Source organism: Streptomyces sp. CBMA291, assembly GCF_014596525.1.
Lineage (GTDB): Bacteria > Actinomycetota > Actinomycetes > Streptomycetales > Streptomycetaceae > Streptomyces.
Genome location: NZ_MSJP01000092.1, coordinates 15,509 through 31,528, shown reverse-complemented (window position 1 = coordinate 31,528; position 16,020 = coordinate 15,509). Strand labels below are relative to the sequence as shown.

Sequence of the window (16,020 nt, the reverse complement as noted above, 5' to 3'; positions counted from 1 at the left end):
TTCACGCCCAGGCGGCAGCCGTATCCGGACAGTGTCCGCTCAGGGAACCGGGCCCCGCCCGGAGGGCCCCGCGCGGATCGCCGACCTTCCGCCGGAACGGTTTCCGTCCACGGCGCCGGGACCTTCCGCCGAAGGGTCTCCGTCGATGGGGCCAGCCCCTTGCGCCGGACGGTCGCCGTCCACGGTGAGCGCCCCTTCCGTCGGACGGTCTCCGTCCACGGTGCCGGTCCCCTCCGCCGGGCAGCCCCCGCCGATGGCGTCAGCCCCTTCCGCCGGACGGTTCCGGTCCCTTCCGCCGGACGGTCCCCGCCGATGGCGTCGGCCCCCGCCGAAAGCGTCGGCTCCCGCCTAAGGTGCCAGCCGTACCCGGACCGTTTCCCCGTTCGTGGCGAGCGCGCCGGACACCTTCGACCAGCCGCCGCGTGCCTCGCCCGCCCGCCAGGACCGGGTCCCGAAGGTCACCTCGGTGATCCTCAGCGTCTCCGCCCGCGCCACCGCCCACTGCGCCAGCTCCCAGCCGTGCCGCTCCCGGTCCCCGGCCCCCGGGCCCGCGTCCGCGTCCCGTGCCGCGCGCACCGGCACGAGCAGCACCGGGGGGCCGCCCGCCGAACGGCCCGCGCTCGGACCGCCCGTCACCGTCTCCGGGGCGGCGCCCTCGCCGAAGGCGCGTACCAACTCGGCCCGGACGAGACCGGGATCGCCAGGGACCCCGTCCGGGTCGCCCGTCGTACAGGAGAGGGCCGCCGGGGACCGGCCGGTCAGCGCCGCCGAGAGGAGCGCCGCGTCCGGCTCGTGCTTCGCGTACGCCTGCGGGAAACCGCTCCGCTGCACCTTCTGTGCCGCCACCGTCAGCGGCAGCCGCGAGTACCCCGGGACCTTCTCCAGGCCCTCGTAGAACTTCCCCGACGCGTACACCGGGTCCAGGATCTGCTCCGGCGTCCCCCAGCCCTGCGAGGGGCGCTGCTGGAAGAGGCCGAGCGAGTCCCGGTCGCCGTGCTCGATGTTCCGCAGCGCCGACTCCTGGAGCGCCGTCGCGAGCGCGATCGTCACCGCCCGCTCCGGCAGCCCCCGGCCGGTGCCCACGGCGGCGATCATCGCCGCGTTGGACGCCTGTTCGGGGGTGAACGTGTACCGGTTGTCGCCGCTTCCCACGGTGCAGCGGGGGGTTCCCTTGCTCCCCGTCACCTGATGGAAAGCCACGTACGAGGCGAGGCCGAGGAGGGCCGCGAGGGCGGCGGCCGAACGGGCGAGACGGCCGCGGGGGGCGGGGCGGGTGGGGTCGGACACGAGCCCCACCGTACTGGAGGCCGCGTTAGGGTCGGCACATGGCAGACATCACGCCGCCCGGCGGCTCCCTCGACCTGACCAGGGACGGAGCCGCGCTGACCGCGGCCCTCGTCGACTTCCCGTCCGTCAGCGGGACCGAGCGGCCGCTCGCCGACGCGATCGAGCAGGCCCTGCGCGCCCTGCCGCACCTCACCGTGGACCGGCACGGCAACAACGTCGTCGCCCGGACGACCCTGGGCCGCGCCGAGCGGGTCGTCCTCGCCGGTCACATCGACACCGTGCCCATCGCCGACAACGTGCCCTCGCGCCTCGACGAGAACGGCGTCCTGTGGGGCTGCGGCACCACCGACATGAAGTCCGGCGTCGCCGTCCAGCTGCGGATCGCCGCCACCGTCCCCGAGCCCAACCGGGATCTCACCTTCGTCTTCTACGACAACGAGGAGGTCGCCGCCGACCTCAACGGCCTCGGGAAGATCGCCGCGGCGCACCCCGACTGGCTGGAGGGCGACTTCGCCGTCCTCCTCGAACCCTCCGACGCCCAGGTCGAGGGCGGCTGCCAGGGCACCCTGCGGGTCATCCTGCACACCGCCGGCGAGCGGGCCCACTCCGCGCGCTCCTGGATGGGCTCCAACGCCATCCACACCGCCGCCCCGATCCTCGCCCGCCTCGCCGCCTACGAGCCGCGCAAGCCGCTCATCGACGGTCTGGAGTACCACGAGGGCCTCAACGCGGTCGCGATCCACGGCGGGGTCGCCACCAACGTCATCCCCGACGCCTGCGCGGTCACCGTCAACTACCGCTACGCCCCCGACCGCTCCCCGGCCGAGGCGCTCGCGCACGTCCGCGAGGTCTTCGCCGACTGCGACATCGCCGAACTGGTGGTCGACGACGAGAGCCCCGGCGCCCTGCCCGGTCTCTCCCACCCGGCGGCCGAGGCGTTCATGAAGGCCGTCGGCGGCACCGCGCACCCCAAGTTCGGCTGGACCGACGTCTCCCGCTTCAGCGCCCTCGGGGTGCCCGCCGTCAACTACGGCCCCGGCGACCCGATCTACGCGCACAAGCGGGACGAGCACGTCGTCGTCGACCGCATCCACCACTGCGAGGCGCGGCTCCGCGACTGGCTGACCGCCTGACTTCCGTCATTTCTCGATTCGTCACCTTCATGGTCCTACGCTGACCGGACCAGGAGATCAGCAGGCGGCCACCACGGGCCGCCGAACGGCGGAGGAGGCAGGCCATGGGCATTCCCGAGGGAATGGCGAAGCCCGAGGAGCAGCGACTCGGACCGGTGCTGAGGCGGCGGGAGCAGATCCAGCCGGGCACGACGGACCAGCGGCTGCTCGACACCGAGGGCGACTCGGCGTGGGTGCACACCGACCCCTGGCGGGTCATGCGCATCCAGTCCGAGTTCGTCGAGGGCTTCGGCGCGCTCGCCGAACTCCCGAGCGCGATCAGCGTCTTCGGCTCGGCCCGTACGAAGCCGGACTCGCCGGAGTACGAGTCGGGCGTCCGGATCGGCCGGGCGCTCGTCGAGGCCGGGTTCGCCGTCATCACCGGCGGCGGTCCCGGCGCGATGGAGGCGGCCAACAAGGGGGCGCGGGAGGCCAAGGGCGTCTCGGTCGGCCTCGGCATCGAGCTCCCCTTCGAGCAGGGGCTCAACCAGCACGTCGACATCGGCGTGAACTTCCGCTACTTCTTCGTCCGCAAGACGATGTTCGTGAAGTACGCGCAGGGCTTCGTGGTCCTGCCCGGCGGTCTCGGCACCCTCGACGAGCTGTTCGAGGCGCTGACCCTGGTGCAGACCCGCAAGGTCACCAGCTTCCCGATCGTCCTCTTCGGGACGGAGTACTGGCGGGGGCTCGTCGACTGGCTCCGCGACTCGGTCGTCGCGGGCGGCAAGGCGTCCGAGCGGGACCTGCTGCTCTTCCACGTCACGGACGACGTGGAAGAGGCGGTCCGGCTGGTGACGAAGGAAGTCGGCCGCTGACCGCGCACCGGGCCGCCCCACCCCGCGACACGGGGTGGGGCGGCCTTCGCGTCACGCCGGTCAGTACCGGACGGAGACGCTCGCTCCGGTGAATCCGGCCTTGGCGTGCAGGCTGACGTAGACGTATCCGGCGGGCGGGTTGTCCACCGTCAGGGTCTCGGCGCTGCCCGGCTGCGCGGAGCGGGCGGTGTACGCGCTCGTGGTGGCCCAGCCGGTGGCGTTGTAGTACAGGTCGGCGTCGCCACCGGCGCCGGTCGTGGTGATCGTCAGGCGGGCGGTGCCTGCCGGGACGTACAGATAGTGGTACGCGTACTCCCCGGTGGACGCGGAGAGCCCGCTCCGGGCGCAGTTCCGGTCCAGTCGGCGCTGGTCGGTGCCGGTGCACTCGGGGAGCGTCGGGCCGGGTCCCGGGTCCGGGGCGGTGGCGCAGGCTCCGGCGGCGCAGGCGGTGAGCCAGGTGTCGAAGTCGGCGTCGTAGCGGGTGCCTATGGTGCTCTTCAGGAGGGTGCGGGCGCCGTTCCAGTCGCCCGTGCGGTACTTGGCGAGCACGGCGTCCGTGTCGGCGCGGCGCTTCTCCAGCATGTAGCGCACCGCGAGGTAGCCCCAGCGGTAGGTGCGCTCGGTGTCGGTGTTCTCGTAGGTGGTGTCGAAGAGGGTGCTCAGCGTGTACGTGTGGCGCCCGGCGGCGGCGATCGCCGCGTCGTAGGGGAGCTTACGGTAGGAGTACGAGACGTACTCGGCGAAGCCCTCGATCCACCAGATGGTCGGGGTGGAGATCCCGGCGGTGAAGTCGCCGTACATGTCGTGGCGCCCGTCGAGGTAGTGCGTGTACTCGTGGTTGAGGTTCCACACCTGGAAGGCGGGGCGTACGCGGGTGTCCTCGTAGGCCAGGAACCGGGGCTGGTTTCCGGCGGTGGCCGGGTCGCCCTCCAGGTACATGCCGCCGTTGTCGGTGTCGATGCCGTAGATGGCGGCGGCGAACACCTGGTAGTCGAAGCTGCTGTCGAAGACCACGACCTCGATGGTGGTGTTGAGGTCGTCGGCGACGGGCCCGTCGTCGCGGGCCACGGCGTGGAAGTACGCGTCCTGCTTCAGGAGGCTGTCGCAGGCCGAGGCCAGGTCGTCGGCGGTCGCCTGCTGGGCGAGGACCCTGATGGACGGGCCGCACACGTGCGTGGTGGGCAGGACGCCTGAGCGCAGCCGGGCGATGTGGTCGGCGGTGCCGTAGTCGGAGGCGTGCGCGGAGTCGTAGGCGGCGACCATCTCGGCGACGGCGGCCCAGAGATACGCGGTGCGGCCGCTCGGCGCGCTCTGCCCGGCGAGCTGCCGCAGCAGCGGCTTCAGCTTCGCCTGGAGGGCCGGGTACTGGAGGAACCGGCCCAGCTCACGGGAGGCGTTGTACGGCAGGTAGCCGTAACCGGAGCCGAGGAGCGCGGTGTTGCGGGAGACGAAGGCGTACAGGGTGTCCAGGATGCTCGGATCGGCCTGGACGGCGGCGGGGAAGCCGCTCGTCTGGTGGCCCCGGAAGAGCACGGTGAAGACGCTGTTGACGGCGCCTGGCATGCCCGTGACGGCGTTGTAGGTGCCCGCGTCGTAGTCGGTGAGGACCCGCTTCACGACGGGGAGGTAACGGACGTTCTCCTGGGCGCTGTCGACGAGGGTGAGGGTCTCGCCGAGGACGCTCGCGTTGGCGGCGGTGACGTCACGGGAACGGGCGTGGGCGAAGAAGGCGTCCAGGGCGCCCCGGATCGAGGTCCGCAGGGCCGTGCCGTAGGGGCCGGTGTCGGCGGAGTCGTACCACTGCACGTAGTAGCCGGCGCGCAGGAACATCACCAGCTCGTACGTCGAGGTGCTGTCGTCGCCGGGGTACGCGAGGGCGTTGGTGCGCAGGGCGTCGGCGACGGTGACCATCTGGGCCTCGCGGAAGACTCCGTAGGCGTCGGCCCCGGTGACGCCGAACAGCTCGCCGACGCAGCTGGGATCGGCCGTCTTGACCTGCTGGACCAGGGCGCTGCCGGTACGCGAGGAGAAGGCGCCGATGTCGCAGGCGGCGGCGGAGCGCCGGGCGGTGGGGGCGGGACCGGTGGCCGGGGAGAACGGGGCCCGCTCGGCGGCGGGGACCGCCCCGGGGGCCCGGTCGGCCTCGCGGGTCTCGGGAGCGGGATCGGGGGCGGGCCGGGGCGCGGGGCCCGCGAGCGCGGGGCTTGCGGACGGGGGGCCGGGTGGGGCGGGGGCGGTGAGGGAGGTTCCGGGGAGGGCGGTCTCGGGGGTGACGGTGACGGCGTGGCCGACCGGCGCGAGCAGTCCGAGCGCCAGGCAGGACGCGACAGTGCCGGTCAGGAGCCGTAAGGACGACAGTCCCGGTATTCGAGGGGATTTCACCTAGGCCTCCAGGCCTTGCCCGGTCGCGTGGGTGGCGTGGCCGGGCACAGTGTGGGGGAGTGAATTGACAGTGCTCCGTCAATCTGAGGGAGCGTGAGTACAATTTCACACGTCACATGGCGTTGGGAAGGGGCATGCCGAGGCCGAGGCGCGGGGGCGAGGTGTGAAGTGGCGGGATAACGCGGGTGGGGCGGACGGGTCCGGCCCGTGAAAAACGCCGCACCCGGGCCCGTTTCGAGGGGCCGGATGCGGCGTATCCATGTGCCGGGTCGCGCGGATGCGTCGAGGGGGTTTCAGGTCATACGGGGGGAGGGGGGTGCGGGCCGTGCCCGTGCTTGGTGGAGTACGGCTGCCGGACCTGCGGGCTCGCCCTCGGGCGGCTGTACGGGCCCGGCGGGCCGGTCCTCTCCGCTGGTCCGGCCGTTCGGGTCTCGCCGGGTCTCGCCGGGTCTCGCCGGGTCTCGCCGGGTCTCGCCGGGTCTCGCCGGTCTTGGCGGGCCCCCGCCCCTCCCTGGTTATGCCAGTCCGCGCCGGGCGACCGCCGGGGGGCGGTGGCCCGCGATGGAGGCCACCATGTCCAGGACCTGCCTGGTCTCCGCGACCTCGTGGACCCGGTAGACCTGTGCGCCGAGCCAGGCCGAGACGGCGGTCGTCGCGAGCGTTCCCAGGACCCGTTCCTTCACCGGGCGGTCCAGGGTCTCCCCGACGAAGTCCTTGTTCGACAGGGACACGAGCACCGGCCACCCCGTCTCCGTCATTTCCCCGAGCCGCCGGGTCGCCTCCAGGCTGTGCCGGGTGTTCTTCCCGAAGTCGTGCCCGGGATCGATCATGATCGCGTCCCGGCGCACCCCCAGCGCGGCGGCGCGCTCCGCGAGCCCCACCGTGACGCGCAGGATGTCGTCCATCACGTCCTCGTACTCCACCCGGTGCGGCCGCGTCCTCGGCTCGGCGCCGCCCGCGTGCGTGCACACGAGGCCCGCGCCGTACTTCGCGGCGACCTCGGCGAGCCCCGGATCGACCCCGCCCCACGCGTCGTTCAGGACGTCCGCCCCCGCCTCGCAGACCGCCTCGCCGACATCCGCCCGCCAGGTGTCCACGCTGATCACCACGTCGGGGTGGCGGCGGCGCACCTCGGCGACGAAGCCGACCGTGCGCCGCGCCTCCTCTTCCGCCGTCACCTCCTCGCCGGGGCCCGCCTTCACCCCGCCGATGTCGATGATCGCCGCGCCCTCGGCCACCGCCCGCTCCACCCGGGCGAGCGCGGGCTCGTCCCGGAAGGTCGCGCCCTGGTCGTAGAAGGAATCCGGGGTCCGGTTCACGATCGCCATGATCACCGGCTCGTGCGGCCCGAATTCACGCCGTCCCAAGCGCAGCATCCCTTTTGTCCTCCCTCGTCTCCGTTCGCCAGAGACCCTAGTCGTCAGCGGCGCATGGCACGATCGGCACGGGATGTTTTCAGCTCAGGGGAAAGGCGCGCAGTGTTCTGGTTTCTGCTCATCACGATGGTCGTGGTCGTGGCCGCGGTGACCCTGGCCGTGGTCGGCGGCGACGGCGAGGTGCTGCCCGAGGTGGCGCCCGAGCGGCTCGTCGACCCCCTTCCGGCCGGACGCCCGGTCGACCGCGCCGACGTCGAGGCGCTCCGTCTCCCCGTCACGGTCCGCGGCTACCGCATGGCGGACGTGGACGACGTCCTGGTCCGCCTCGGCGCCGAACTCGCCGAGCGGGACGCCCGCATCGCCGAGCTGGAGGAGTCGCTGACGGGCACGCCCGCCGCGCCCTTCCCGCCCGCCGCGCCCGTCCAGGACGCCGTACCCGCCCAGGACGCGGCGCCCGTCCCGGATGCAGGGCCCGTCCCGGACGCCGGGCCGTTTTCGGATGCCGCACCCGTGCGGGACGCCGGGTCCATCCCGGACGCCGGGCCGATTCCGGATGCCGGGCCCGTCTCGGACGCCGGGCCCGTCTCGGACGCGGAGGGCGGGAAGCCGTGAGCGGCTCCGGAGCGGTTCCCGGCCCTGACGGGCGGCTGCGCTGCCCCTGGGGCCTTTCGGCCGAGGACTATCTCGCGTACCACGACGAGGAGTGGGGCCGCCCGGTCCACGGCGACGACGCCCTCTTCGAACGGCTCTGCCTTGAGGCCTTCCAGTCGGGGCTCTCGTGGATCACGATCCTCCGCCGCCGCGAGGGCTTCCGTACCGCGTTCGACGGCTTCCGGATCGCCTCCGTCGCCGCCTTCGGGGACGCGGACCGCGAGCGGCTGCTCCTGGACGAGGGCATCATCCGCAACCGCGCCAAGATCGACGCGACCCTCGCCAACGCCCGGCTTCTCGCCGAATGGTCCCCGGGCGAGCTGGACGAGCTGATCTGGTCGTACGCCCCCGATCCCGAGGGCCGCCCGGCGCCGCGCACGCTCGCCGAGGTCCCGGCGGTCACGGACGAGTCCACGGCCCTGTCGAAGGCCCTGAAGAAGCGCGGCCTTCGCTTCATCGGACCGACGACGGCCTACGCCCTGATGCAGGCCTGCGGCCTCGTCGACGACCACATGGCGGACTGCGTGGCCCGGGGCGGGAACTGACCCGAGGCCACCCCGGGCCGCCCGGTCGAAGCCGGGCCGACGCCGGGCCGACGCCCGGTCAGGGGCGCCGGGCCGAGAGGCGCCGGCCTGGCCGGTCGACGCCCGGTCAGCGCCCCCGGCAGCCGCTCAGCGCCCCCGGTAGACCGGCTTCTCCTTCGCGACGAAGGCGGTGACCGCGATGGTGTGGTCCTCCGAGGCTCCGGCCAGGGACTGGAGTTCCTCCTCCTTGGCCAGGGTCTCGGCGAGCGAGTGGGCGGCGCCGTAGGCGAGGGACTCCTTCAGGGCCGCGTACGCCACCGTCGGGCCCTCCGCCAGCTTCCGCGCCACCTTCCCCGCCTCGGCGGCCAGGTCGGCGGCCGGGACGAGCCGGTTCGCGATGCCCAGCTCGTACGCCTCGCGGGCGCTGATCGAACGGGGGAAGAACAGCAGGTCGGTGGCGCGGCTCCGGCCGATGAGCCGGGGCAGCGTCCAGGAGACGCCCGAGTCGGCGGTGAGGGCGACCCCGGCGAAGGACGTGTTGAACGAGGCGGTCTCCGCGACCACCCGGTAGTCCGCCGCGAGGGCGAAGCCGAAACCGGCCCCGGCGGCGACGCCGTTCACCGCCGCCACCACCGGCTTGCGCATCTCCGCGAGCGCCCGGGTGATCGGGTTGTAGTGCTCGCGGACCGTGGTCATGGTCTCGTGCGTGCCGTTCTCCCGGTCCGCCGCGAGCAGCCCCACATGCTCCTTCAGATCCTGGCCGACGCAGAACGCCCGGTCGCCCGCGGCGGTGAGGAGCACCGCGCGCACGGCGGGGTCCGAGGCGGCCGTCTCCGCCGCTTCCCGGAGGGCGACCTTCGTCGCCACGTTCATGGCGTTCATGGCCTCGGGGCGGTTGAGTGTGATGGTGGCGAGCCCGTCGCTCACCTCGTACAGCACCGTGTCGGCCATCGGTATCCCTTCGCCTCATCGCGTGGTTGACCAGCCCAGCATGGCGGAGATCACTCCCGCCGCCCATGTGAGCTGCGTCAATCCGGCCGGTCCCGGAAGGCCTCCGAGGGGACGTCGGGCGGCGGAGTATCGCAGGCCACGCGCCGAAATGTGGGGTTTTGCGCAAGCGCGTTGCGCAAGCGATGCCGGACGATGTTGGTCATCGGGTCCTGCCATGCGGGATAATGACCTGGAAGCAATGTGTTCGAAGCCGGAGACGTGTGCTCCAGGTCATGGAGCTGCCCGGCTGATGATGAGCTGGTTTCAGGAAGGGGAACGAGCATGGCGGCCATGAAGCCGCGGACGGGTGACGGCCCGCTCGAGGTGACCAAGGAGGGGCGGGGCATCGTCATGCGGGTTCCGCTCGAAGGCGGCGGTCGGCTCGTCGTCGAGCTGACCCCGGGCGAGGCCGAGGCGCTGGGCGACGCCCTGAAGAAGGTCGTCGGCTGACCTGACTCTCCACGATTCCCCACCTCTGCCCCGGTACGGCCCCGCCGTACCGGGGCAGAGGTGTCTCCGGGACGCCCCGGAGCCGCACCCACGCGCGCGTGGCCCCGCGGAGGGCGGTGGGGGCGCGGGGGCAGCCGGTCCGGTCCGGGGTCGCCGACGTGCGGCGCTGTGGGGCCTCGTGAGGCCCCGTGAGACGGGTGTACGCGCCCGGGGCTCCGTGAGGGGCGGGGGTTATGCGTCCGGGGGCTCCGAAGGCCGGGAGGGCGTCTCCGGGGGCTCCGGGGGTCTGGCGGGCGTCTCCGGGGGCTCCGCGGGTTGAATGGCAGTACGCGCGCGTGGCCCCGGCGCCAGGCGTACGCGCCGAGACATGCGTACCCGCCGAGGCAGGCGTACGCGCGCGGGTGTCAGCCCCGGCGGGCGGCGCAGAGCAGGCCGTCGCCCACCGGCAGCAGCGACGGGATCAGCTCGGGGCTCTCCCGGACCGCGCGAAGCAGCTCCCGCACCCGCTGCACCTCGGGCGGCTGCGCCGCGGAGTCGACCGTCCGGCCGTCCGCGAACACCCCCTCGAAGCAGACCAGACCTCCCGGTCGCAGCAGGCGCAACGATTCAGCGAGATAGTCCAGGTACTCCAGCCGGTCCCCGTCGCAGAACACCAGGTCGTACCCGCCGTCCGCGAGCCGGGGCAGCACGTCCAGGGCGCGCCCTGGGATGAACCGCGCCCGGTTGCCCGCGAACCCCGCCGCCCGGAACGCCGTCTTCGCCAGCTGCTGCCGCTCGGGCTGGAGGTCCACCGTGGTCAGGACGCCGTCCGGCCGCATCCCCAGCAGCAGATAGATCCCGGACACGCCCGTGCCCGTGCCGATCTCCGCCACCGCCTTCGCGTCCGCCGTCGCGGCGAGCAGGCGCAACGCGCCACCGGTGCCGGGGGACACCGAAGGCAGCCCTGCCTCCCTGGCCCGCTCCCGGGCCCAGCGCAGAGCCTCGTCCTCGGCGACAAAAGCGTCGGCGAACGACCAGCTCGTCTGCCGGTTGGCGGTAATGGCCCTCTCCTGTCCCCGTAGTTGACGCAACGGTGACTGTATCCGCTGTCAGCGGGAACCCGCAGATGGGACCGGTCGTTCACCAGGGGAAGGACGCGACAGGAGGCAGCCGGGCGAGCCGGTTCCAAATTCGCGTAAAGATTCTTATCCGGAACTAACGGGCGAGGTGGCTATGGTAGGGGCTCCACTGGACACCACCAGAGCCGACAGGGGAGGTGCGGCTGCGCCTGTGGATCGGGGAGGAGTGCTTCGGCGTCTTCTCAGGTCGGCGGGTGAGCCGAAATCCGTGACCGAGACCGCTGACCGTTCCCGCACCACCGACTCCGCTCCCACCACCGCGACCTTCGCATCGGACGCGGAATCGCCGGCGTGGACCCCTCCCACCTGGGAGGAGATCGTCAGCACGCACAGCGGCCGGGTCTACCGGCTCGCCTACCGCCTCACCGGCAACCAGCACGACGCCGAAGATCTCACCCAGGAGGTCTTCGTCCGCGTCTTCCGCTCGCTCTCGACCTACACCCCCGGCACCTTCGAGGGCTGGCTGCACCGCATCACCACCAACCTCTTCCTCGACATGGTCCGCCGCAAGCAGCGCATCCGCTTCGACGCGCTCGCCGACGACGCCGCCGAGCGGCTCCCCAGCCGTGAGCCCTCCCCGCAGCAGGCCTTCAACGACACCCATTTCGACGCCGACGTCCAGCAGGCCCTCGACACCCTGGCGCCCGAGTTCCGCGCCGCCGTCGTCCTCTGCGACATCGAGGGCCTGTCGTACGAGGAGATCGCCGCGACCCTCGGAGTGAAGCTCGGCACCGTCCGCAGCCGTATCCACCGAGGCCGCTCCCACCTGCGCAAGGCCCTCAAGCACCGCTCGCCCGAGGCACGGGCGGAGCGTGCCCTGGCCTCCGTCGGATGGGAGGCGGGGACAGCGTGAGCGACACCCCATCGTCGTCGCCGACCCCGGCGGACCACCACCTCGGGGACCGTCTCGCGGCGCTCGTCGACGGCGAGCTGGGCCACGACGCCCGCGAGCGGGTCCTCGCCCACCTGGCGACCTGCGCCCGCTGCAAGGCCGAGGCCGACGCGCAGCGCACCCTCAAGAGCGTCTTCGCCTCCGCCGCGCCCCCGTCCCCCTCGGAAGGCTTCCTCGCCCGCCTCCAGGGGTTGCCCGGGGGTCCTGGCGAACCGGGCGGACCCCGAGGCCCCCTCGAAGAACTCCTCGGCGCCGGAGGAGTGAAAGCCGACGGCTTCGCCACCGCCGCCGTCGTCACCCCCGGCACCGGACAGACCGGCTTCCGTATCCACGAGGTCGGCTACCGCCCGCCCGGCCCCTCGGGACGGGGCCGCCGCTTCGCCTTCGCGGCGGCCAGCGCGGTCTCCTTCGCCGCCATCGCCCTCAGCGGCACCCTGCCCCTGGACTCCTCGGTGAACGCGAGCGCGCGCGGCGGCCAGGGCGGCGGCAGCGCCGTCACCCCGCTGCGCACCCCCGCCACCGGGCCCGGCGCGGGTCCCGCCCCCACCCGGGGCGCCCGTTCCGGCGAGCGCTCCGGCGCCCAGTCCATCGGCGGGCAGATCACGGGGGGCGCCCCCGTGACGCCCGCCTCGGCGCTGCGGACACCGGCCACGACGGGGGCCCCGGGCACGGTTCCGGCGGGCGCCGTCCCGCTGGACGCGGTGCGCTCCCTCGCCGCCCCGCTGATGGCCGCGCGCCTCCAGAACCAGACCTCGCAGTCGTTCCTCGCCCTGTCGCCGTTCGCCCGCCCGACGGGCCCGGCGCTCCATCTGGCCTTCGCCCCCGGGCCCAGCCCGGCGGCCAGTCCGACGACCACCTCGCTCGGCTCCCACCGCTGACCCCCGACCTGGTTGAATCCAGGGACACGGGCACCCGACGCGGGGGCCCGTACGGGCCAGGGGGTGCGGGGAGCGCATGGACAACGGAAAGCCGAACTGGTGGAGCCGGCCTTCGGACACACCGGAGGCGGCGCGGATACCCGCGCCGTCCTCCGCCGCCGAAGGCGACGAGGACTTTCCCCTGCCCGCGCCCCGGCCGAGGACCGGCCCGGACGCGCCGGACATGACGGACTCCCCGTCCACCACGGGCCCCGCGGAGCCCGGACCGCCCACCGGGACCGACACGGCCGGTCCCGCGCCGACGGCCGGAGCCGCCGAGCCCGCGCCGCCCGCCGGGACCGGCACGGCCGGACCCGCCGGACCCGCGCCCACCGCCGGGACCGCGGCGCCCGAACCGCCCGCCGAGACCACCGAGCCCGTCGAGCCCGTCGAGATCACCGGGACCAGCACGGCCGCCGGACCCGCCGAGCCGTTCGAGCCCCGGGAGACCGGGCGGCCCTTCACGGCGGAGCCCGCCGAGCCCGTAGAGCCCTCCGCGCCCGTAACGCCCTCCGCGCCCGCAGAGCCTCCCGTGCCCACCGGGGCCCCCGCCTCCGGCGAACCCGTCGCCGGGCCCGTACGGCTGGCCAAGGGCGGGCCCGCCGACCACGGCACCGCCCCGGCCGCCACCGGGCCCCAGGCCACGACCACCGCCGGCCACGCCCCCGCAGCGGCCCCAGCCGCCCCCGTGGACGCCCCCGCCCCCGCGGGCCCCTCGCCCTTCGGCGGCGCCCCCCAGACCGCCCCCCAGCCCCTCCACGCCCCCGACGAGTACCGGACGCCCCCCTACGGGGAACCCGGACCGTGGGCGCCCGCGCCGCCCGTGCAGTACCCGGCCGCGCCCCCGCACCCCGGTGGCGCCGTACCCCCGCACCCGGGTGCGGGTCTGCCCCCGCATCCGGGTGGGGCGCCCGTCTGGGGGCAGTACGACCCCTGGGGTGTCGGGGCCGGGGCCGTTCCCGGTCCGGTCGCGAAGAAGTCGCGGAAGGGGCTCGCGGTCGCCGGGGCGCTCGTCTTCGCGCTCGTCACCGGAGTCATCGGCGGCGGCATCGGCGCCTACGTCGAGCGCAACGGCGGTCTCACCACCGTCGAGCTGCCGCAGGCGGAGGCGGGGGAGACCGGCCGGGCCCCCGACAGCGTGGCCGGGATCGCCGCCAGCGCGCTGCCCGGCGTGGTCACCCTGCACGTCAAGGGCGGTGGCTCCGCCGGTACCGGCACCGGCTTCGTCCTGGACACCAAGGGCCACATCCTCACCAACAACCACGTCGTCGACGCCGCCGCGTCCTCGAAGGACATCACGGTGACGTTCTCCAGCGGCGAGAGCGCCCGCGCCCGGCTCGTCGGCAAGGACACCGGCTACGACCTGGCCGTGGTCCAGGTCACCGGTGTCTCCGGGCTCAAGCCGCTGCCGCTCGGCAACTCCGACGGCGTCCGGGTCGGCGACCCCGTCGTCGCCATCGGCGCTCCCTTCGACCTCTCCAACACGGTCACCTCCGGCATCATCAGCGCCAAGGAACGGCCGATCACGGCGGGCGGCGAGAAGGGCGACGGCAGCGACATCAGCTACGTCGACGCGCTCCAGACCGACGCCCCCATCAACCCCGGCAACTCCGGCGGCCCGCTGCTCGACTCCAAGGCCAGGGTCGTCGGCATCAACAGCGCCATCCGGGCGGCCGGCGGCTCCGGGGACGGCGAGGGCGCGGGCGCCAGCCAGCCCGGCTCCATCGGCCTCGGCTTCGCGATACCGATCAACCAGGGCAAGCGGGTCGCCGAGGAGCTGATCAACACCGGCAAGGCCACCCACCCCGTCATCGGCGTCAGCCTCGACATGCAGTTCAACGGCGACGGCGCCCGGGTCGTCGAGAAGGGCAAGGACGGCACCTCGTCCGTCACGCCCGGCGGCCCGGCGGCCAAGGCCGGACTGCGGCCCGGGGACGTCATCACCAAGGTCGACGGCCAGCGGGTGCACAACGGCGAGGAGCTGATCGTGAAGATCCGCGCCCACCGCCCCGGGGACCGGCTTGAGCTGACCCTGAGCAGGAACGGCAAAGAGCTGACAAAGACGTTGACACTCGGCTCCTCGCAGGGCACCTGAGCGCCATGTGAAGGACATCGTGAGGTACCCGTCCGGCAGCTTCGGCGGGTACCGTGGACCGGGCCCTGGACCGGCGTGAAGGAGCTACTAGGTGTTCAGCGACATAGGCGTACTTGAGATCGTGACGCTCGTGGTCCTCGCTGTGCTCATCTTCGGGCCGGACAAGCTCCCGAAAGTGATCCAGGACGTCTCGCGCTTCATCCGGAAGGTCCGCGACTTCTCGGACAGCGCGAAGGAGGACATCCGCAGCGAGCTGGGGCCCGACTTCAAGGACTTCGAGTTCGAGGACCTCAACCCCAAGAACTTCCTCCGCAAGCAGCTGGAGCAGAACGAGGACCTGAAGGAGCTGCGCGGCAGCTTCGACCTCCGCAAGGAGATGAACGAGGTCGCCGACGCGGTCCACGGCCGCGAGCCGCAGCCCTCCGCCGTCAACGGAGCCCCGGTCAACGGAGCCCCGGTCAACGGCTCGGCCGGGGCCCCGAGCGGCACCCCGGACCTGCTCAAGAAGCGTGACAAGCCGGACACCGACGAGCGTCCGCCGTACGACTCCGACGCGACCTGACGACGAGCTGTCGCGGGTCCCGTGCCTCCCGGTGGCTATCCTCCCTCTGTTGACCGAACGAGGAGGCGGCCCAGATGGAGACCACGAGTCGGGTGGAGGGCGTGCCCACGGCCCGCCGGACCGCCGAGGGCTATCTGCGCGCGCCCTTCGCCTGGTACGGCCTCGACGAGGCGTTCACCGGGCCCCGCTGGCTCATGCAGGTGGGCACGGCGGCGGACGGCAGTGTGCAGCACGGTTCGACCGGCCACGGTGACGCGCCGTCGGTGAAGTCCGACGCGAGCGGCGAGGAGAAGGAACGGTTCGCGGTCGTCGTCACGGTCGCGGCGAGCCCGGTCCGCGGGACCGGCGACGGCACCGGCGTCCTCGACGCCACCACCGTCTCCTCCGCGGCCTGGCTGGCCGGCAGCGGACTGCTCGTGCACACCTGGCCCGCCACGCTCGACCACATGACCCGGGACAACTGGCTCGACCAGCAGACCGAGACCGCGTTCGAGCTGGCCGACGACCTCGAAGGACCGGCCTGGTCGACGCTCTCCCTGCCGGTGGACGGGGTGCCCGTGCCCTTCCACTACCGCGAGACCGAGTTCGGCTGGGTCCTCGCGGGCTCCGCCGACGGCGTCCACCTGGGGGCGTACGGGCGGGGCATGAGCGCGTACGGCCTCGGCTTCTCGCAGATCAAGGACCTCGACGCGTACGCCTAGACACGCGCACCCGGGCACGCACGCCTGGGCACGCACGCCTGGACACGCGCACCCGGATACGTACGCCCGGAGATGTAAGCCGGGACAC

At 73.3% G+C, this 16,020-nt stretch carries 15 protein-coding genes; 10 read left to right on the top strand and 5 right to left on the bottom strand.

Features of this window, described 5'->3' with window-relative positions; translation table 11 throughout:
- Positions 1–348 precede the first annotated feature (348 nt).
- Entirely contained in the window at positions 349–1,296 is a 948-nt protein-coding gene (locus BU197_RS22155) for a hypothetical protein (RefSeq protein WP_188270060.1), read from the bottom strand.
- Between the two features lie 29 nt (positions 1,297–1,325).
- On the opposite strand from BU197_RS22155, the gene dapE reads away from it, so the two are divergent.
- A complete protein-coding gene (gene dapE / locus BU197_RS22150; protein ID WP_188270059.1) occupies positions 1,326–2,420 on the top strand; it encodes a succinyl-diaminopimelate desuccinylase in 1,095 nt (364 codons plus the stop codon).
- 104 nt (positions 2,421–2,524) lie between these two features.
- Positions 2,525–3,274, top strand: coding sequence for a TIGR00730 family Rossman fold protein (locus BU197_RS22145; protein WP_188270058.1), 750 nt, complete (start codon positions 2,525–2,527; stop codon positions 3,272–3,274).
- A gap of 60 nt (positions 3,275–3,334) precedes the next feature.
- Here the strand turns inward: BU197_RS22145 and BU197_RS22140 are convergent, their stop codons facing one another.
- Both BU197_RS22140 and folP read right to left on the bottom strand, forming a co-directional pair.
- Complete coding sequence (locus BU197_RS22140; protein ID WP_317452305.1) at positions 3,335–5,656, bottom strand: M9 family metallopeptidase; 2,322 nt, start codon at positions 5,654–5,656, stop codon at positions 3,335–3,337.
- Between the two features lie 515 nt (positions 5,657–6,171).
- Positions 6,172–7,032 (bottom strand): dihydropteroate synthase, encoded by an 861-nt coding sequence (folP, locus tag BU197_RS22135; RefSeq protein WP_188270057.1) that lies wholly within the window; start codon positions 7,030–7,032, stop codon positions 6,172–6,174.
- A gap of 54 nt (positions 7,033–7,086) precedes the next feature.
- Here folP and BU197_RS30670 point away from each other — a divergent pair, with 54 nt between their 5' ends.
- On the top strand, positions 7,087–7,644 hold the full coding sequence (locus tag BU197_RS30670; RefSeq protein WP_411158517.1) for a hypothetical protein: 558 nt from the start codon (positions 7,087–7,089) through the stop codon (positions 7,642–7,644).
- Entirely contained in the window at positions 7,641–8,228 is a 588-nt protein-coding gene (locus BU197_RS22125; protein WP_188270056.1) for a DNA-3-methyladenine glycosylase I, read from the top strand. Before BU197_RS30670 ends, BU197_RS22125 begins: the two co-directional genes overlap by 4 nt.
- Before the next feature lie 126 nt (positions 8,229–8,354).
- On the opposite strand, the gene BU197_RS22120 is transcribed toward BU197_RS22125, so the two are convergent.
- Positions 8,355–9,158: an enoyl-CoA hydratase/isomerase family protein gene (locus tag BU197_RS22120; RefSeq protein WP_188270055.1), complete on the bottom strand. Its 804-nt coding sequence runs from the start codon at positions 9,156–9,158 to the stop codon at positions 8,355–8,357.
- 321 nt (positions 9,159–9,479) lie between these two features.
- On the opposite strand from BU197_RS22120, the gene BU197_RS22115 reads away from it, so the two are divergent.
- Positions 9,480–9,647, top strand: a complete 168-nt coding sequence (locus tag BU197_RS22115) for a DUF3117 domain-containing protein (protein WP_017239934.1) — start codon at positions 9,480–9,482, stop codon at positions 9,645–9,647.
- Between the two features lie 404 nt (positions 9,648–10,051).
- Here the strand turns inward: BU197_RS22115 and BU197_RS22110 are convergent, their stop codons facing one another.
- Positions 10,052–10,717 carry an O-methyltransferase gene (locus tag BU197_RS22110; protein WP_188270054.1) on the bottom strand — a complete coding sequence of 222 codons (666 nt, stop codon included), beginning with the start codon at positions 10,715–10,717 and terminating at the stop codon, positions 10,052–10,054.
- Positions 10,718–10,859: 142 nt separating this feature from the next.
- Here BU197_RS22110 and sigE point away from each other — a divergent pair, with 142 nt between their 5' ends.
- From sigE to BU197_RS22085, 5 genes are all read left to right on the top strand, one after another.
- Complete coding sequence (gene sigE, locus BU197_RS22105) at positions 10,860–11,618, top strand: RNA polymerase sigma factor SigE (protein ID WP_188270053.1); 759 nt, start codon at positions 10,860–10,862, stop codon at positions 11,616–11,618.
- Positions 11,615–12,535, top strand: a complete 921-nt coding sequence (locus BU197_RS22100; RefSeq protein WP_317453403.1) for an anti-sigma factor family protein — start codon at positions 11,615–11,617, stop codon at positions 12,533–12,535. Before sigE ends, BU197_RS22100 begins: the two co-directional genes overlap by 4 nt.
- 571 nt (positions 12,536–13,106) lie before the next feature.
- Complete coding sequence (locus tag BU197_RS22095) at positions 13,107–14,669, top strand: trypsin-like peptidase domain-containing protein (RefSeq protein WP_411158519.1); 1,563 nt, start codon at positions 13,107–13,109, stop codon at positions 14,667–14,669.
- 91 nt (positions 14,670–14,760) lie between these two features.
- A complete protein-coding gene (locus tag BU197_RS22090; protein ID WP_188270050.1) occupies positions 14,761–15,231 on the top strand; it encodes a sec-independent translocase in 471 nt (156 codons plus the stop codon).
- Between the two features lie 74 nt (positions 15,232–15,305).
- Positions 15,306–15,932, top strand: coding sequence for a hypothetical protein (locus tag BU197_RS22085; RefSeq protein WP_188270049.1), 627 nt, complete (start codon positions 15,306–15,308; stop codon positions 15,930–15,932).
- Positions 15,933–16,020: the final 88 nt, after the last annotated feature.